This is a genomic window from Xanthomonas sp. LMG 12459 (assembly GCF_009192905.1).
GTDB classification, from domain to species: domain Bacteria; phylum Pseudomonadota; class Gammaproteobacteria; order Xanthomonadales; family Xanthomonadaceae; genus Xanthomonas_A; species Xanthomonas_A sontii.
In genome coordinates this window covers 36,604-53,950 of the sequence record NZ_NSGT01000026.1, presented here as the reverse complement: position 1 = coordinate 53,950, position 17,347 = coordinate 36,604, and the positions used below count along the sequence as shown (strand labels likewise).

22 protein-coding genes and 1 pseudogene are annotated in these 17,347 nt (G+C 62.1%); 3 read left to right on the top strand and 20 right to left on the bottom strand.

Annotated elements, in window-relative coordinates; translation table 11 throughout:
• Nucleotides 1-225, top strand: a pseudogene (locus CEK65_RS20945) (IS110 family transposase); the annotation flags it as partial.
• Nucleotides 226-294: 69 nt separating this feature from the next.
• Here CEK65_RS20945 and CEK65_RS07105 read toward each other — a convergent pair.
• The 6 genes from CEK65_RS07105 to CEK65_RS07080 form a co-directional block, all read right to left on the bottom strand.
• Nucleotides 295-747 (bottom strand): hypothetical protein, encoded by a 453-nt coding sequence (locus tag CEK65_RS07105; protein WP_017914679.1) that lies wholly within the window; start codon nucleotides 745-747, stop codon nucleotides 295-297.
• Between the two features lie 97 nt (nucleotides 748-844).
• A complete protein-coding gene (locus CEK65_RS07100) occupies nucleotides 845-1,237 on the bottom strand; it encodes a hypothetical protein (RefSeq protein ID WP_017914678.1) in 393 nt (130 codons plus the stop codon).
• 267 nt (nucleotides 1,238-1,504) lie between these two features.
• Nucleotides 1,505-1,765, bottom strand: coding sequence for a hypothetical protein (locus CEK65_RS07095; protein ID WP_017914677.1), 261 nt, complete (start codon nucleotides 1,763-1,765; stop codon nucleotides 1,505-1,507).
• Between the two features lie 142 nt (nucleotides 1,766-1,907).
• Nucleotides 1,908-2,360, bottom strand: coding sequence for a hypothetical protein (locus tag CEK65_RS07090; protein ID WP_017911385.1), 453 nt, complete (start codon nucleotides 2,358-2,360; stop codon nucleotides 1,908-1,910).
• Between the two features lie 59 nt (nucleotides 2,361-2,419).
• The gene (locus tag CEK65_RS07085) at nucleotides 2,420-2,701 is read right to left on the bottom strand and encodes a hypothetical protein (protein ID WP_026143234.1); all 282 of its coding nucleotides are present in this window, start codon (nucleotides 2,699-2,701) and stop codon (nucleotides 2,420-2,422) included.
• A gap of 113 nt (nucleotides 2,702-2,814) precedes the next feature.
• On the bottom strand, nucleotides 2,815-3,249 hold the full coding sequence (locus tag CEK65_RS07080; RefSeq protein ID WP_017914675.1) for a hypothetical protein: 435 nt from the start codon (nucleotides 3,247-3,249) through the stop codon (nucleotides 2,815-2,817).
• 240 nt (nucleotides 3,250-3,489) lie between these two features.
• Here CEK65_RS07080 and CEK65_RS07075 point away from each other — a divergent pair, with 240 nt between their 5' ends.
• On the top strand, nucleotides 3,490-4,167 hold the full coding sequence (locus tag CEK65_RS07075) for a hypothetical protein (RefSeq protein ID WP_026143233.1): 678 nt from the start codon (nucleotides 3,490-3,492) through the stop codon (nucleotides 4,165-4,167).
• A gap of 337 nt (nucleotides 4,168-4,504) precedes the next feature.
• Here the strand turns inward: CEK65_RS07075 and CEK65_RS07070 are convergent, their stop codons facing one another.
• The 5 genes from CEK65_RS07070 to CEK65_RS07050 all read right to left on the bottom strand — a co-directional run bounded on the left by CEK65_RS07070 (nucleotide 4,505) and on the right by CEK65_RS07050 (nucleotide 7,950).
• The gene (locus CEK65_RS07070; RefSeq protein ID WP_226980500.1) at nucleotides 4,505-4,963 is read right to left on the bottom strand and encodes a T6SS immunity protein Tdi1 domain-containing protein; all 459 of its coding nucleotides are present in this window, start codon (nucleotides 4,961-4,963) and stop codon (nucleotides 4,505-4,507) included.
• Between the two features lie 70 nt (nucleotides 4,964-5,033).
• Nucleotides 5,034-5,297, bottom strand: coding sequence for a hypothetical protein (locus tag CEK65_RS07065; protein WP_017914672.1), 264 nt, complete (start codon nucleotides 5,295-5,297; stop codon nucleotides 5,034-5,036).
• 94 nt (nucleotides 5,298-5,391) lie between these two features.
• Nucleotides 5,392-5,958 (bottom strand): hypothetical protein, encoded by a 567-nt coding sequence (locus CEK65_RS07060; protein WP_152181226.1) that lies wholly within the window; start codon nucleotides 5,956-5,958, stop codon nucleotides 5,392-5,394.
• A 325-nt stretch (nucleotides 5,959-6,283) separates the two neighbouring features.
• The gene (locus CEK65_RS07055) at nucleotides 6,284-6,772 is read right to left on the bottom strand and encodes a hypothetical protein (RefSeq protein ID WP_152181225.1); all 489 of its coding nucleotides are present in this window, start codon (nucleotides 6,770-6,772) and stop codon (nucleotides 6,284-6,286) included.
• Nucleotides 6,773-6,844: 72 nt separating this feature from the next.
• Nucleotides 6,845-7,950 (bottom strand): IS3 family transposase gene (locus CEK65_RS07050; RefSeq protein WP_150410023.1). Its coding sequence is split into 2 segments (ribosomal slippage): nucleotides 6,845-7,692 and nucleotides 7,692-7,950, totalling 1,107 coding nucleotides; the frame shifts between segments, so codons are not numbered across the junction.
• Nucleotides 7,951-8,101: 151 nt separating this feature from the next.
• On the opposite strand from CEK65_RS07050, the gene CEK65_RS07045 reads away from it, so the two are divergent.
• A complete protein-coding gene (locus CEK65_RS07045) occupies nucleotides 8,102-9,406 on the top strand; it encodes a hypothetical protein (RefSeq protein ID WP_043093929.1) in 1,305 nt (434 codons plus the stop codon).
• 669 nt (nucleotides 9,407-10,075) lie between these two features.
• Here CEK65_RS07045 and CEK65_RS07040 read toward each other — a convergent pair.
• From CEK65_RS07040 to CEK65_RS06995, 9 genes are all read right to left on the bottom strand, one after another.
• Entirely contained in the window at nucleotides 10,076-10,513 is a 438-nt protein-coding gene (locus CEK65_RS07040) for an Imm1 family immunity protein (RefSeq protein ID WP_226980499.1), read from the bottom strand.
• A gap of 1,101 nt (nucleotides 10,514-11,614) precedes the next feature.
• Nucleotides 11,615-12,103, bottom strand: coding sequence for a hypothetical protein (locus tag CEK65_RS07030; protein WP_152181224.1), 489 nt, complete (start codon nucleotides 12,101-12,103; stop codon nucleotides 11,615-11,617).
• Between the two features lie 131 nt (nucleotides 12,104-12,234).
• Nucleotides 12,235-12,669 carry a hypothetical protein gene (locus tag CEK65_RS07025; protein WP_226980498.1) on the bottom strand — a complete coding sequence of 145 codons (435 nt, stop codon included), beginning with the start codon at nucleotides 12,667-12,669 and terminating at the stop codon, nucleotides 12,235-12,237.
• Between the two features lie 67 nt (nucleotides 12,670-12,736).
• Nucleotides 12,737-13,033 (bottom strand): hypothetical protein, encoded by a 297-nt coding sequence (locus CEK65_RS07020; RefSeq protein WP_152181223.1) that lies wholly within the window; start codon nucleotides 13,031-13,033, stop codon nucleotides 12,737-12,739.
• 175 nt (nucleotides 13,034-13,208) lie between these two features.
• Nucleotides 13,209-13,904, bottom strand: coding sequence for a DUF1963 domain-containing protein (locus tag CEK65_RS07015; protein ID WP_226977897.1), 696 nt, complete (start codon nucleotides 13,902-13,904; stop codon nucleotides 13,209-13,211).
• Nucleotides 13,905-14,334: 430 nt separating this feature from the next.
• Complete coding sequence (locus CEK65_RS07010; RefSeq protein ID WP_150410025.1) at nucleotides 14,335-14,790, bottom strand: hypothetical protein; 456 nt, start codon at nucleotides 14,788-14,790, stop codon at nucleotides 14,335-14,337.
• Nucleotides 14,791-15,353: 563 nt separating this feature from the next.
• Nucleotides 15,354-15,707 (bottom strand): DUF2185 domain-containing protein, encoded by a 354-nt coding sequence (locus CEK65_RS07005; protein ID WP_150410026.1) that lies wholly within the window; start codon nucleotides 15,705-15,707, stop codon nucleotides 15,354-15,356.
• Nucleotides 15,708-15,937: 230 nt separating this feature from the next.
• Nucleotides 15,938-16,291 carry a hypothetical protein gene (locus CEK65_RS07000; RefSeq protein ID WP_226980497.1) on the bottom strand — a complete coding sequence of 118 codons (354 nt, stop codon included), beginning with the start codon at nucleotides 16,289-16,291 and terminating at the stop codon, nucleotides 15,938-15,940.
• 485 nt (nucleotides 16,292-16,776) lie between these two features.
• Complete coding sequence (locus CEK65_RS06995; protein ID WP_343192910.1) at nucleotides 16,777-17,025, bottom strand: SymE family type I addiction module toxin; 249 nt, start codon at nucleotides 17,023-17,025, stop codon at nucleotides 16,777-16,779.
• Between the last annotated feature and the right edge of the window lie 322 nt (nucleotides 17,026-17,347).

Below are 17,347 nucleotides of genomic sequence, written 5' to 3'. Positions count from 1 at the left end.
CGCATCAAAGGCGGACGTGCCGACGTGCGGCGCGTGCTGTACATGGCCACCTGGGCCAGCATCCGCGCCAAATCCCCCTTGGCCAACACCTACGCACGTCTGCGCGCAGCGGGCAAGCCGGCCAAGGTCGCCATCGTCGCCTGCATGCACAAGTTCCTGCGCTGGCTCAATGCCATCGCGCGCGATCAGGCCCCGTACGCTCCTCCTGTCATCGCAGGTGCATGACAGTTGACTCCTACAAGGCCACGACACATGCCGCTAAATCGCAGCGAAAGCGCGTCACCGGGGCATCCTTCAGTCGCTGTCCACCCCGAGCACGCTCAAGCGCAGCGGCGGTGCATCCGGCCCGATCGGCGCATGCGCCAGGGTTCCGGTCACCCTCACCACCTGGCCGACACCTTCTTCGCGCAGATGCGCCGCCTGGTCCGCGGTGACCGCCAGCCGCAGCTGGCGCACCTGCTCGTGCCGCGGCTGGCGCCCATCCGCCGACGCCGCCACGCACAGCGGCTGCGGCAGGATCAGTACCTCTTCCTGGGTCGCTGCCGCACCGGCAGCGGCGTCCGGATGCGTATGCGTATGCGTATGCGGGACAGCAGGCGCGGCGGCGTCGGTGGGCGACGGCGCCAGAATACCGGACAGGGTGACCTGAGTCGGACCATACGGCAGGCAATGCCTGGGCGCCGCCATCAGCTCGGGCGAGGTGCCGATCAGCAGCAACGGGAACAGCGACAGGGTACGGATCGGCATGGTGGCACGCGGATGGAGAGGGACCGCCGAGCATACCCAAGCGCGATGGCGCGTGTGCTGCAGTCCCTGCCATCGCGTCGGGCAGCCCTACCGGCGGTCAGGATTCGCGTTCCACCACCACGTCGGTGAACCGTGGTTCGGCCGCGATCAGCGCATGCAGCCGCGCAAAGCACGGATCGTCGTCGCGCATCGCATGGCGGCCGAGCAGCCGCTCCCAGAACGAGCGCTCCTTCTCGATCTGCAGCATCCAGGTATGGTTGCCATCGACCTCTTCCTCGGCGTAGGCGCCGACCAGGTAGGTGCGTCCCTGGCATTCGGCTTCGGAGGCCCAGCCCCAGTCCTCCGGGTCCGGCTCGGACAGGACCATGGCGTCGCCCACACGCACGCGCAGCCAGTCCAGCAGCGAGCTGCCGCGGATCGGATTGATCGGATTCTCCGGCTCGGCGCTCACCTCGAGCAGGCGGGAGCGGAAATGGATGACAGGATGCATGCGGCAGCTTGACTCTCGAACGATCGGGGGGCGGACGCGCGCATCGGCGTGGCTGCGTCATGGCGCGCAGGCGCGGATGGGCGGTCCAGGAAGGTAACGCATGCACGGCCGCCCAGGTGGACAACGGTGCGGCACGTCATGCAACCCGGTGGCGGCCGGCATCGCCGTCTGCGGCACATGGGCATCTCTCGCAGCGCCCTGCCACCGGGGACCGACACCGTGGTGCAGCGACCGGCCGGACCCATTGCAGCACGGGCGCATGACAACTCATCGCATCTGTCGTAGACAGGCACGCGCGCCCAGATACGTCCAGATGCCGATTGCGACGGCAAGCCAGACGCTGGCGACCTTGCTGCAGGCCGAGGCGAAGGCCAGGTACGGAAACGAGTCGCCGGGAGGACCACCTTGCAACGACGCTGTGCCCCCGCGTTGCCAGAACGTCAGCCACGCCTCGACACCGCACCACAGCGGCAGCACCCAACCGGCGGACAGCAGCGCGATCGCGAGGGCGAGCAGGCGCTGCTTCATCGCACACCGCCAAGTGCCGACATCGCCACGCGGCAAGCAGCGTGGTCGTGCGACGGATCCGCAAGCCGGTTGAGCCGCCACAGGGCGATCGACCGTCGCGGCAGCCCTCCCGCCGTCATGGCGACGCAGCTGCGGCACAGCCTCACGGTGTTTGCTCCGGCTCCGGCTCCAGATCCGGCTCGAACGGACGATCGGGCAGGCGCTGCCCGCACCACGGACAGAACTGCACACAGATCGCATCATTGAGGTACCAGGTCGGATCCTCGCCACGGAACAACTCGAAGCCGATCCGCACGACCCTGTCCGGCTTGGTCACCGCCGCGAACATGCTGCTGCAGCAGTAGCGTGCAATCCGCTTGCGCCACACCACCCGCTCCGGGAACTGCGCGTCCATCCAGGCGGCGCTCCAGGCCTGGCATGCCGAGCACTGCGCCAGATGCGACAGCGCCGCGAAGGTTGGTGGGTCAGGGAAGTGCTCCTCTTCCACCTCGATCATGCACTCCAACGCCATCACCAGTTCGGGGCGCTCGTCGATCTGATCGCGCAGGGTCGACAGCGTGTAACGCGTGGTGAAGCAGGTGGCCGAGTGAGGCATGGGTAGGTGCAATCCGTTGCAGTCGACAGCAAGCGTAGCGCTGTGTGGCCGCTTCGGGGTTAAGTCCCCGCTGCCTGCCACAGCGCATAGCCCAACAGCCCAAAGCCCACCAGGGCAAACCCGCCCCAGAAGGCCGCCGCGTCGGCCGAGACCACGCGTGGGGCCAGGTACGCGCTGCGCTTGTCGGATTTGCTGCGCCGTTTGCTGCTCCACGGTTCGACACTGTAGTAACCGAACGAGAACGTCGGCACCACGAGCATACCGACGACATAGCACAGACCATAGAGGACGATCTCGACCAGCGGGCGCAGGACGACCTCGGTCAACAGGCTCGCGGGCATGGTGTCACCTGATCCAGACAGAAGTGATGTGCGGCGTTGGCCTCGCCCCTGCGCCGAGGCTGCATGCGATGCTCGCCGAGCGGGCACTGGCCGTCAACGGCCGGCGCCCTCGATCACCGGCTGTCGCTCAGCAGCCGCTGCACCAGCTCGAATCCGAGCACCGACATCGACGGATAGCACGCGTACTCGTCCACCGACAGCATCCGCACGAAGGTGTCGCCTTCGTGTAGGGCGCCGGCGGTGTGGAAGGTCAGCAACTCCCCGGCGTCTTGGGGCAGCGGCGCGCGGCCGACGATCTGCCATTCGCCGCTCCTGAGTTTCTGGATGCCGGTGAACAGCAATCGGATGTCCTTGTCGCCATCGCGCACCGGCAACGGCCGGGTCGGCGACGCGCCAAGCGTCGGTTCCGATGCCTGCTGTTCCAGCACACAGAAGCCGACCACCTTGCGATAGTCGCCCTGCGGCGCCCACAGCACTTGGCAGAGCGCGTACGTTCCCGCATCCGACGGGATCGCGAAGACATCGCCCGCCAGGTACTTCACTGCCATTCCAAAATCTGGACCGCGGCAAGGGTATCCCCGCGGCGTGCCTGATGGCAGCCACCTTACTGGTCGAGGTGTTCCTCGGCGTCGCTGCGGCTGGCTGGCGCGCATGGGTTACGGGAGGCCACGCCATGCACCACAGCGACGGTGTCCGGCGGGCAGCATGATGTCCTCACCTGCTGATTCGCTCGCCACCGGTTCACCCGGCATGCACCACACTATTGCCCCACCTCTGGAGCGACTATGATGCACAAGACCTGGCTGCTCGCCTTGTTGGCGGTTCCCGCACTGGCCTACGCGGCGCCGGACGAGGACACGGCGATGTGCCGCAACGGCGGCTTCCCCATGAGCACGGCCGGGTTCTCGCTCGCCAAGGTCGCAGTGCCGCGCCTGTACCTGCTCAACGACGACGACGGTTGCCCGGCCAAGGGCGAGGCCGCGTGCCGGCAGCGCGCCTATGTGGTCAAGGACGACACCGTGATCCTGGCGCAGCGCCAGGGCGGCTTCGTCTGCGCGTTCTACCCCAACAAGGTCGGCGGCAGCGCCGGTTGGGTGGCAGCGTCCAGCGTGCAGCCGCTGCCGGCGACGGCCGCACCGAAGCCGCAGGCCTGGGTCGGCCAGTGGCACGACGGCGACAACGAACTGCAACTGATCGCCAACGGCGACGGCACCATCACCGCCAACGGCGATGCCTACTGGCCTAGTGCCAACCCGACCCCAGATCAAGCGCCTGGTGGGCCGCACCTTGGCGCTGTCACCGCGCGCGGCTTTCCCGAAGGCAATCGGCTTGAACTCAGCCAGGACGACTGCAAGGTTCGCCTACAGCTGGTCGGCGACCTGCTGGTGGCCTCGGACAACCTGGAGTGCGGTGGCGCAAACGTCAGCTTCAATGGCGTGTACCGGCGCAAGACGGCGAAGCACTGAGGCGCGGCCTCTGCGGCGTCCGCGTTGCGTGTGATCCGGGCGGCGAGGCCGTGCCGCCCGGGTTGTCGAAAGCGTGCCTTCAGATGCCCGGCCATAGCCCGATCAAGCGACTCCGCCAGGCGTCGCTGCCCAGGAACGCGGAGACCACATGGACGCCGGCGCCGATCGCAAGCAGCACACACGCGCTCGACCGTACCGGCGACGCAGGATCAACGCCCACGCACAGCGCGGCAACACCAAGCAGCGCGCCTGCAAGCACGCACAACACACGTGTCGATCGGCGACTTGCACGCAGCATCCCCATCAGCCATGCCCTGCGAAATCGCTCGGGTTCACGTCACAAGCCCACGCTTTGCGCGACGAGATCCGCGAACACCCATACATCGCCCTTGTCGTACGTCTCGGGCGCTTCCGTTCCGCCAAGCGTCGGATACGGCTGCGGAATGTAGATCTGCCCAGGCTTCAACGGGCCAAGACGCGCCGCGATCGCCCGCACGTGGTCGCCGCGCAACACGTACGCCTCGAAGCCCGGATCGCGCAGGATGGCCGCCTCGAATGCCTCGGCGGAGGCGTGCGCACCATAGGACTTGCCGGCGGCCTTGAACGGGTGCAGCACCGCGTAATCCTGGCTGGCCGGGTCGTGCAGAAAGACGTGACCCAGACTCGAGTAGCCGACCACGACGGTGTACGCCGGGAACGCGTCCGCCCACGGACCGAGGGCCTCGTGCGATTCCGGCGCGATCAGGTGGTACAGCGGGACGTTCGTCGTGTCAGCGCGCTCTTTACTCTGGCTCATTGGGGGCCTTGCAGCGATGGCGCGGCAGGATACCAAGCCACGTGCATCCACCTGCTGTCAGCGTGTTCACCTAGGCCTTGGCGGTGGCTCCGTAGCACTTGGCCGATCCATCCAGGAAGAACTGCACGTCGCGCGCCTGGCACCAGGCTTCCAGCTCGGCCTTGAACACCGGCCACAGCTCGCGCGCCCACGCAGGTGCACTCTGCGCCCAGGCATGCTCGGTGGGCACGTAGACCGTCGGCACGCCCATCGGGAAATCCAGTACGAACTCGCCGCCCGGGCCGGTGCAGACGAGTTCTTCCTTCCAGCGTGGTTGGAATTGGAATGTGGTCATGGGGGGGCAGATGTTGATGGATCGATGCCAACAGCGAGTTTGGTGGATCGAGGCTATCCGTGCCGATATCCTCATTTTCTAGGCAATGGGGATGTCAGCTTCCACCTCTTGAGAAGATCACGATATCGCTTGACGTGGCAATGACAAGCGTCTTGCCCGTGTACGAAAATCCAATAGCTCTCAACTCGTACGTCGCATAGATCTTATGAAAGATCGCCGGCTTTCCGTTCCGGGCGCCGTAGAGAGATGAAAAGGGCTCTACGAGAATAATCTCCCTGATGGGCCAGTCGAGGGTTACCAGTTCAATATGCCAACCATCGGATGTACCAAGGGGTAGGCCTCCACCCGGCAAGCCAGATGTACGAATTTTCTTTCCCTGAAGTGGGCCAATGCCATTGGCCTCCAAGAATTCCTCCCCCTCGTAGTTCTCCTCATAGTCTCGTGCCACCTTCTGCCCGGCATGACAGTCGATTACTCCCCGGCCGGCGCTTGAAACAACAAGCAGATATTCGGATTCCATATCGAATCCGATGGAGTGCAAACCGGCGACAGCAATAGTCGCTACTTCGCACCAAGGATGTGGCGGTTGTGCTTCCTTCAGTTCCCGTAGCTGTTCCTTCAGCGCGTCGAGATGACGGGTCGAGAGATGACTGTTTGACATGTTGTCTAGCCTTGATGCGAGCTCGTGCTGAGGACTGTCAGATTGTGGAAGTGACCGACGCCTCCCGTCCTAGTCGACATTCACCACGACCGGCTTTTCAGTGACCACAGAGTGCTCGCAGGCCGCCAACAGGTTCTTGGCACAGTAGAGGCGCCAGCCCCGGCCTTCGCCCCACTTGAGTGCGACGGATCCGCGCCGGTCTCGTCCTAGTTGCGCATTTCCTGGAGGTGGTCGTCGTGGCCGTAGTGGCCGTAGTGGCCTAGATTGTTGCTCGGCCTTGTGCCGCAACCGCCAGCGCAGCGCTACGGCAAACGCCACCAACACGTCATTGCTGCTCCGCGCGGTTGAAGCGGTTCATCGTGATCGCCGGCTCGCCGTTGATGTTCAACCAGACCACGGTTTCGGTCATCGTCTTGCCGTCAGGGGCGACGGTGTAAGTGCGCGTCGTGCGTGGCATTCCCTTCAAGTAGAAGGCGGCGACCATCACGTTCGGCGCCGGCAGCCATACGGCCGTGGTGTCGACCGTCGGGTAGCCTTTGCTTGGGGCTGCGGTTCCGTCTAGCGGATAAATGGCGACGGCATGGATGTCATGCCCATCGCCACCGACGATGTCGGCATTCGTCTGCCACTTGCCCTTGCCCACATCGCTGTAGGTGAGCGAGGCGCTTTTCGGCCGCTGCGCGGGCGGCGCCGGCATGCTCGCGACATCGAGCACCCATTTTCCGAGAAAGGGCGACTTGGAGGATTGGGCGAGCGTGGGCGCATTACAGACAAGGCCCACGATCAGCAGCAGTACGGCGAGATGCTTTTTCATACTTTCTCTCCAGCGGCTTAGGCGCATTGTTGCATAACCTCGACGTCCCCCCGCTTTCAGTAACGGGGCTCTTTAGAGTCCGGGTTTCATCGTAGCGGCTTTGGCCGCTAGCTGTTGGGCATAGGCGGCCGGGGTCAGGCCGCCCAAGATCTTCTTCGGTCGCTCCTCGTTATATTCCCGTCGCCAGGTCTGGATCTCGGCGCGGGCGTGCAGCAGCGTCGGGAACCAGTGTTCGTTGAGGCACTCGTCGCGCAGGCGGCCGTTGAGGCTCTCGATGTAGGCGTTCTGGTTCGGCTTGCCTGGCTGGATCAAGCGCAGCTGCACACCGCGCTCGTGAGCCCACGTCACCATCGTCTTGCCGCAGAACTCCTTGTCGTTGTCGGTGCGGATCACCTGCGGCAGACCCCGTGTCAGTGCCAGCCGATCCAGCACCCGGGCCACGCCGTGACCGTAGACAGCCCGCTCCACCTCGATCGCCACCGCCTCGTGCGTGGCATCGTCGACGATGGTCAGGGCCTTGAGCACCCGGCCCTCGGCGGTGCGGTCGAACACGAAGTCCATCGACCAGACCTGGTTAGCGGCTTCAGGCCGAAGCAACGGCTGGCGCTCGCCCAGCAGCACCTTCTTGCGCTTGCGCCGGCGCACCTGCAACCTGGCCTCTTGATACAGCCGTTCCACCCGCTTGTAGTTCACCGGCCACTGCTCCTGCCGCAGCTTCAGATAGATCATCCCGACGCCGTAGCGCTTGTGCCGCTGCGCCAGCGCCAGGATCCGCTCGCGCAGCTCGACGTTGCGATCCGGACGCGGGACGTAGCGCAGCGCGCTGGCGCTCATCCGCACCACGGCCAGCGCCCGACGCTCCGTGAGCCCGCGCTCCATCAGCTGCCGCACCAGCATCCTGCGCGCCGGTGCGGTCACCACTTTTTTCGCAGGGCGTCCTTGATAACGTCGTTCTCGAACAACTGCTCGGCCAGCAGCTTCTTCAGCCGCGTGTTCTCCGCCTCCAGCTCCTTGAGCCGCTTGGCCTCCGGCACGCTCATGCCGCCGAACTTGCTTCGCCACAGGTAGTAGGAGGCCTCGCTGAATCCGTGCCGCCGGCACAGGTCCTTCACCGCCACGCCGGCTTCGGCCTCACGCAGGAAGCCGATGATCTGCTCTTCGGTAAAGCGCTTCTTCACGTCCAATCTCCGTCTCGTTGGGGATTGGACTCCAAATCGCCCTGCTACTCAAAACCGGGGGACGTCGGGGCGTCGGTTTGACACAGGCATACGCGACAAGAAAAATAGATGGAGCTGCCCTTCAGGAACAAAATTCAAGGAGGATCAAACGATGACACACACGTGGCTTTTCGTCGCAGCCTGCGCAATGGCGCTGTCCAGTACTGCTCAGGCTCAGGATGCCAAGCCTTTGGACCAGTTGGAGGTCATCTCCCGCAGCTACGCAAAGGACAATCACGTGGCTGAAGCGGAAGCCTCGCGGCGCCTGGAGCTCAGGCAGGTGCTTGCCCGGTCGGAGATCGACGCTTTCAAAGCGGACTATGCCGACCGTCTCGATACCTCGTATTGGGACGATAGCCGCGACGGGTTCAAGCTCGTGCTGCGGCTCAAGCAGGGTCCGCTACCCGCTATCCATGAGTTGTCCACGCCGCACGGAACCATCCCGGTCAAGTTCACGCTGGTGTCCGGCAAGACGCTAGACGAGATCAGCGCCATCCTGGCGGCGAACCAAGCACGCCTGCAGGAGCAGGTGCCCGGCTTGCAGGGCACGGGTATCGATGAAGTGGATGCTGCGATCGTGCTTTACGTCTTCGTCCCTGCGGAGGAGCAAGCTGCCTACGAAGCGGAGAACGCAGCGCTGAGTCGCCAGCTCGGCGTGCCTGTCAGGTTCAAGTTCCTGCCGGGCCCCATGGAATCAGAACCACAAGAGTCGCCCGAGCCATCGTCCAGCTCAACGTTGCCGACACAGAGTGCGCCATTGGCAACGACCCAGTCCCCCTATGTGCGGGGCGGCTCGCAGATCCTCAATCTGGACAACGAGCACCAGTGCACCGGCGGCTTCATCGTGCGGAACAAGGACAACACCAATTGGGGCCTGGTCACCGCGGCGCACTGTGGCAAGAACCTCATGTACGGAAACTGGTCGGATGCGGCAAGCGGCGTACAGGTCACCGCGAAGCTGACTTACGAGGACCGGATTTTCGACGCGACACACGACTTGGCATGGTTTTCTTTCCCAGTTCTGGGCTACCGCCCACTTGGAGAAGTCTTTGCGAGGGACACCTGTTCCAGTTGCGGTGTGGCGATCCTCTCGGCCGCAGCCGCCGTAGCTGGAGATCGGGTATGCCACAGGGGCTTGCAGACCGGTTGGACGTGCGGCGTCGTGTCGAGTAGCACGGCGAGCTTTAGCAGTAAGGAGTGCAACGGACAGGTCTGTGACCCCCTGGCCTACAAGGTGGTAGTGGGGGACGACTTGGCGTGCTTTCGTGGTGACAGTGGCGGGCCGGTCCACTATGGAAACATTGCCTACGGCATCGTCAAGAGCGCTTCCTATGCGGGCGTCGAACCGGGCCGGTGCGGCGCGCTGGTTTTCAGTCCGATTGGCAAGATCGTGGACTTAGGCCTACGGCTGTACTGATTCCAGTACGCTGCACCTCTACCGGCTCTATCACTAGCGCATCGCGCGCAGATCAAGTTGTCCAGCCGGCATACCAGAACCCGCCGCAGGAGCCGCCGCAGCGGCGAGCCGTGCCGCTTAATCGAGCAGGCGCTGCGCCCCCGCCAGTCGCTCGTGTTCGAGGACCTTGTCGGCATGGGCCGATGCGGCACGGCAAAGGAGAGCCGTGGCCAGCACATCGGTCCAGGCGGCCGGGGGGATGCGGCGCGGCTGGCAGCGTCGCGCGAAAACAACGGCCAGTGCCGGAAAAGCGTCTGCTCGGCGATCGGCGCCGCCTGGCTCAAGCCCGGGCGCGCTGAGGTAGTATCCGGTTCGACCACGTCAACGTCGCATAGATGTCCGAACGCGTCGCATGTCGCCTTCACGGCGTGGATTTGAACAGCAAAAAGAGATCTGAGCGCACGCGCAGCAGGTGCTGAGCGTGCTCCCATTCTTTTGCCGGAGATCCCCATGCGCTGCGTCATCTATACCCGCAAGTCGGCCGACGAGACCGATCCTCAACTGAGAGAACTGGTGAGAGAACTGGGGTCAGAGTGCATTTTCAAGACAAGTGCACTCTGACTCTTTTTCCTACTGACTCTTTTTCCTACTGACTCTTTTTCCTACTGACTCTTTTTCCTAGACCGGTGATCAGACTTCTAAAGCATCACCGGAGTCGTTGTGCCAGCGGACGAAAGTTGGGGGCTTTCCCGTGTCCCGGAAGGAGGCGAAGGCTCGCTCAATCGTTGCGAGCGGCAGCGCCCATGAAGCTGGATATAAATCGACTTGGCCATTGGAGAGCCTGTATTCGATCATTTCGTCAAGCGGTCCGGAATAGGAAGGGTTGCGAGAACTGAAGCCTGTATCTTCAGACGAAGGCAAGAACATAAGCCAGCCGATGTCGCCGTTGATGAGAGCGCAAAGAGACGACCCATTTGGAGCCGATTCCCAGACCTCCCGACAGTTAGCGCAAATCAACATATAAGGACGAACACCTGATTTAAACTGAACCGCGAGGCAGCTTCCGCTTGAATAACCAGTTACGCCGCAGTGCACGAATTTTTCGGCGCAAAAGTATGCCGCCAACAAGCATTGCGCTCCCCAAAAGGATAAAAATTTATGGCAGATATTCCGGCCAGGGTAGCTCGGCAGGGACTGCCCGAAGGTATTGATGGGGGGTCTCTCCATCACTTGGCAACATCAAGGAGATCGGAAGCTGATGCAGTACTAATGGCGTGCCGAATAGCCCGGTCAGCGCGACTAGCACGCCGAGCACTGTTACTAGGTTTGCGAAAATCTTCTTCATGTGACCTAGCGCTTAAATTATCTCAATCAGCGAAGCCGGTTCGGCCTGAATGGAACTGTCAGCTGCCGTTTCCGGCACTGACGTAGTTGTAACAGCCGACTGCAACAAGCGCGACCGTCAGCGCAATGAGACCGACGCCCTCGATATCTAAGTTCGACCGAAGAAGCTTGCGACGCCAAGACGGGACGAGCAGGCACGGCGACACTACCAGCAGCCCAGCGCCGAGGCTAGCCAAGCCGAGTCCGAGGTTGAACTGCCATGATTCCCAAAGCTGGCTAAGCATCTGACGTGGCACCTAGCGCTTGAACTAAGCGGACCCACGCAGCGACTTCGGCGTCGGCTTGAGTGAACTGTTGGGGGCCACTGTTAGCCTCCAGCGACGATGATGCATCAAGGTATTCCTGCGGCGGAGACTCAAGCTTAGGCTTGGCAAGCCAGTGAAATTCTCCGTGGATGCGAAGCATGGCCCAATGCCATGCCTCGTCATGAAAAATTAGCCCGTGTAGATCACTTGGCTCCTCGTATGGATAGCATGCAGCTGCCGCGTCGTCAGCGTCCGCCGGTGAGTACGACCCGTAAGAGCGAAAAACCCGCGCGAACAAGTGGCGTTCGTGCTTCAGGCACTCCACGTATTCTTTCTTTGTCCAGGTTTGGGTTTCCATGAAATTGGTATGCTAAAACTAGGGTCAGGGTGAACTATAAAGGTATAGCACACAAGAAAAAGTGCACTCTGACCCCTAATTTCGGATCAGTGCAAGCGCGCCGGTCGCCTACTCTTGGCGCATTTCCTAGAGGTGGTCGTCGTGGCCGTACGTGGCCTAAATTATTGCTCGGCCTTGTGCCGCAACCGCCAGCGCAGCGCTACGGCAAACGCCACCAACACGTCATTGCTGCTCCGCGCGGTTGAAGCGATTCATCGTGATCGCCGGCTCTCCGTTGATGTTCAACCAGGCCACGGTTTCGGTCATCGTCTTGCCGTCAGGGGCGACGGTGTAGGTACGCGTCGTGCGTGGCATTCTCTTCAAGTAGAACGCGGCGACCATCACGTTCGGCGCCGGCAGCCATACGGCCGTGGTGTCGACCGTCGGGTAGCCTTTGCTTGGGGCTGCGGTTCCGTCGAGCGGATAGATGGCGACGGCGTGGATGTCATGCCCATCGCCGCCGACGATATCGGCATTCGTCTGCCACTTGCCCTTGCCCACATCGCTGTAGGTGAGAGAGGCGCTTTTCGGCCGCTGCGCGGGCGGCGCCGGCATGCTTGAGACATCGAGCATCCATTTTCCAAGCAATGGGGACTTGGAGGATTGGGTGAGCGCGGGCGCGCTGCAGACCAGGCCCCCGATCAGCAGCAGTACGGCGAGATGCTTTTTCATACTTTCTCTCCAGCGGCTTAGGCGCATTGTTGCATAACCTTGTCGTAGCGGTTCTCAAGTCATCGGATACGAGAAATTCCGAGATGACACGAATCATCGTTGCATGCAATTTCTTTCCCACGGTGGAACCGCTAGCGCCACGCCGAGTAGGTCGCTACATGGGTACGTTCGAGCCTTCCCTCCGCGTCCGTTTCCATCTCGATTACGTAGCCAGACTTTCGGAGCAGCGATTCTTCGGTGGCGATGACGCATCGCTGCCGCCGGGGCGCCGTTTCTTTGCAGGCGTCGAAGAAGTAGTCGCTCGAACCTACGACAGTCGATCCTGCAAGATGACGGTCAAGGCCACGTTGCAGCTGGTCCGCGTCATAGGTCCGATAGGGACGGTCAAACGGCAAGCCGGACGCGGCATACACAAGCTGCCATGGCGTTTCGCAGGCACAAGGCGTCGGCGAATAGGCGAAGAGCATGAATCCGGCGACACATGCCAGGATCGTCGCTCCTCCAAGCGCTTGGATATGTCGCTTCATGTCGTGGGTGCCTGGATCGATCTGCAGTTGGCATTTCATCATTGCAGGGCGTTTGATGCAGATGCGCTAACGCAAGCGCATCGCATCATACTGACGATGGCACCGCTCACCACTTCCCAAAGTAGGACGAGATGTCGAAGTAGACCTTGCGCTCCTCGCCGGAGGGCAGCACGATCGTGATGAGATCCATGGCCGACGGCTCAAACAACAGCGACTGCGATTTGATGCGCGCGCCGGGGTAGTGCTGATCGAGCCATGTGCGTTGCGCGGCGATGCCCGCGCCTTCGCTATGCGCCGCAGACAGATCGACGGGACGGTCCGGCGGTGCGCCATCCCCATGTGCGACGGCCGGCCGCGGCGACGGCGCCGAGTGACATGCCGCAAGACCCGCCAGCAGGACCAACGACAGCAGTCCACACTTCATATCACACCCCCTAATGTGATCAACCAGACAGCTGGATCAGAGTAGAACTGTTGGCCTACTGCGCACAATAGCGCACAGCCTGGCTAGGATTTCGCTTGATGGATCACTCGATCAACTGCGCACCTGGTCCCGCAGCCTTCTCCGCCGGGCGTCGCTAGTAGCACTGCCACGCAAGCGCCCACTCGTCTTCTTTTCCTGGTGCTGTTCCGCGGCCGAAGTAGCCGACGCCGCCGTCGCCCCACATCCAGCGGCCCTTGTCCGTGGAATCGATCTGGAAGACGAACTCGGGCGATGCGGGATGGCGTTTGAAGGGCGCCCAGAAGATCTCGGCCTGGATCAGCGTCGGCCATCCTCCCAGCTTGAAGCCATCCAGGTTCCGGAAAAGATCGTGGTAGTGCGCTTCGATATCTGCTGGCAGATCCATCGGCGCATCCTCCCAGCACGGGTAGTCGTCATGAAAGACATGCGGCCGCATCGGAAATGCGCTGATCGGCGAATCGATGTTCCGTGGCGCCAGCGGGACCAGTCCATCGAGCCGCTTGTAGGCCCGCAGACACCACCCTTCCCCATTAGGCGTATCGACCGGGAGCGTATCGGGACCGATGAACACCGCAATCAGTGAGATATCCGCTAGGCGGGCCGGCCGCAGCGGCAGTTCGCTGACATTGATCTGACACAGCGCATGCATCGGCCGTCCCGCCGTCTCCGGCCATGTCTCGCCCGGCGCGCAGACGTTCACGCGACCGAACCAACTGGCCAGGGGATCGTCGGGCGGCCGGAATCCACCGATCTCCAGGATGACACCCGAGCGGACGAGTTGGGCTTTGAGGTCGTCAGCTGTCGTCGTCACGTGTGCGTCTTCCGCGCCTCATCTAGGCCGAGCCATGTTTAGTGGCTTTGCGTTCAATAGAACATGGATCAGTATGCATTTCCAAGACAAGTGCGCTCCGATCCCGTTTCCCCGGTACCTCGGACTTAAGCGCGTTGTCAGGCCCCCCGTTGCGCAACGAGCCGCTCGTATACGCGTAGATCAGAATCCGAGAAGCAACAGAGGACAACCTCTTCTAAGCCGAGGTCAGGTGCAGTGGCCTTCACCGGGCCACCAAGAGCGACAAGCAATCCGGGGAAGAGCTTCATGGATTCCATGAGCGATACACCAACTGGGTTCAGCCGCGCCACGAAGCGCGATCGTCTCCGGTACACCGTAGGCATGCGTCCCATGTACTTCAATCATCGGACTAGCTTTCAAGGGTGTCGCACCTAGCAGCGCACTCTTGCCTCTACTTTTGCTCACAGCCGTCGAAGACAGGCTCAACGCCGGCCTGGCGCGCCAATATCAATTGCTCCGGTGTGGGTCGATAGGTCGGGGGCCAAGGTGGCCCAAGCGCGGCGGGTGGACAGAACAGTGAGAGCGGAACTCCAGCGCTCACCAAGGCATCCTGAAACAGCTGCGCACGCTTGAGTGCCAGGGCGCTGCATTGCGCATCCGCACATTCGCTTGGGTCGGCTCTGCCAACAACCTGATACCGAACCTCATCGATACGCAACATGATCTGCGAATCGTGTTCCACGACGCGCCTAAGCCACTCTGCAGAGTCGACAGATGTGGTCAGATCATTGTCGACAGAAGGCTGACCATGTTTGAAGGAAATGCTGAATAGCTCAGGACCAGACGCGCTTAGCGTCAGTGGCAATGCTAGGAACGTGAGCAATACGAGAGCAAAGAAAGTTTTCATGTGCAGTCGAGGCTTGAACTAAGCAGCGGACCAAGCGCGAAGCGATTGGGACGTCCGCTCGAATGAATACTTAGGTGGCATCATGCTGGCGGATTGATTGCCGCCATCGCACTTGTCCCACAGCTTTTGCAACAGAGCCCGGGGTCGCCAAGCGTATTGCAGGTAACGCCAGCCACCGGAAGACGGCAACGAACGCAGTGAAACACTGCCGCCGAGACTTGGCCGACACGCGGGACATACCGAACCCCCAGCTCATCGAACTCAACTACCCACCAACGGCGCTTCGGGTCGTACTGCGCCGTTCCATGCCCCTCAAGGTCCTCGGACTCATCCGACTCATCATAGGCTACAAGCGGAAGGCCAGGCGACAGCACAACCCCAGCGTTTGATAGGTCCCGGATGCTGCCAAACGTGTCGAGAACGACAGCGGTTCGTTCCGGATTGATGACGCCACGGACCAGACCGTTGAAATCTGCATAGATCCGAATTTGCGGAAGATTGCCCATTGTCGCTAACGCCTCCGTTAAACCGCAGCAAGATCTGGAGGTGGTTTGATCCAGCCGTCATGACTCATCCGCTGGCTCCCAATTCGTCACAGCGATGAACTGCTCCGACTCCGGGGGCTTTTCAAATGCGCTCCCTTCCGGAGCGTCCAAAAACGGAATAATGCTTGGGTCGTAGTTGGCGATCGTGTTGACGTCATAGACGGCATGGTTGGCTGGGTTGTCCATGTACGCATCGTCTTCGTAGCCTGACATGAAGCGCCAACCGCTATCGACGTCGTTGTCCGGCGCCTCGCGGTACATGAAGCGCACGGAATCACCGTCAACGGTGATCCTGTCGGTGGCAATACAGCCGCCGTAGCCTTCGGCCATTGGCTTGATCTGATCTTGCGAGAGTCGGAACTGCTTGGTCACGCGTCCTACACCTGGATTGGGCGACACCGCGAAGCCGGGCCGGTTGAATGAGTAATTAGACGGTGGTGCCAGGAGGTGGTAGAGCATCGACTGCGCTTCCCCAGCACTGCCGCACGGGCGCGAGCATGCCATAGATCTCTGTCTTGGATCTTGCTGGCGTCGCTGGTCTCTGGGTATCACCAAGACCGGTCGTCGGGCCCCAAGCCTCCAGGCTCTTGGTGTGCCCACTGCTACACGCCGCCACCCAGAAACGGCAGCACGATGAAACAGGTAATCAGGAGGCTACCCACGGCGACGGCCGACAGGTGAGGCGCCGAACGAGCTGAGCGATCCGTGGCCACGGAGTACCACGCTGCCGGAACAGAGATCAGAAGCGCCAGGAACGAGCCAACGCCAAGCACGGCGAACGCAACAGGCACCACAGGTACATCGCGCAGGAGGAGGGCCGCCACCGTAGAAATGACCAAACTTGCTTCAAGAACCAGAAGAGCAAGTACGGAAATCTTCGCCGGCTGCATAGACATGTTCTCGGGGCCTGGCACCTGAATTGAACCGCACCGCGCGGCGGCTTCGGGTTGCATCATCGTTAGGCGTTGGTGCCAAGGAAGGGGTGAAGCATGGACCGCGCTCCCCAGTACTGCCGCCAGGAGCCGAGCATGCCACGGATCGCGATCATGAGGACTTGTCCAAGGTGGACGCTGCACCGCGCGTGCATCACTACTGACGCCTGAAGTAAGCGGACCCACGATAGGAATTCGTCTCGAGTGGATTGTTTTACACAGCATGTCTGCGCCGGAACTGGGGTCAGAGCTAACTTTAAATTGCCCTACATACAAGAAAAATGCACTCTGACCCCTATCTTTGTTTATACAATAGCGCGCAGTCTGGCTAGGACTTCGCTTGATGCATCACTCGATCAACTGCGCACCTGGTCCCGCAGCCTTCTCCGCCGGACGTCGCTAATGGCATTGCCACGCAAGCGCGCAATCGTCCGCGAACTTCCAAAAGTGCCGCGCACAACAAAGTGAACTCTGACCCCTATTTTTCCGGCAGGTGCAGGATGTCCACGTCAGTCCTCCGTGGCCAGGCTTACCACCAGTTCGCCGTCGCGCACGCGCACGTGTAGCTTCTTGCCAATGGCGAAGCCCAGTTCCTCCATCCAGCGGCCGGCGAGGTGCACCGCCGGCATGCGCTTGCCGTTGGCATAGTGGCCGTAACCGACGGTGCAGTGCTGCGGCGGACGCGTGCGGCGCGGGGGGCGTTGCTGGCGGGCGAGATCGGCGGCGTCGGCCGCGGCGATCTGCTCGGGCGTCAGCATGGGGATGAGTTCGGACTCGACGATGGTCCAGTTCGGGCAGCAGGTTGCCTTGCGCGTGGCACGCTTGCGCGCAGGGGCGGGACGGGATGACGGTGAATGCATGGCGAAGCCCTCCTTGACGGCCAGAAACCCGCCGCCGACCGGCGACGGGATGTCGGGAGGTTAGAAACCGCGAACAGACGGCGGGCGTATTCCCCAAAGGGTGTTGTATTAGCCGCCCTCCCGACGTAGGCATCGCGTCGGCTGTACCCGAGAAACGAGCACAAAAAACCCACCGGATTGTCGGAGGTGGGTACCGCTGTTCGAGGAGTTTCTACGCTCC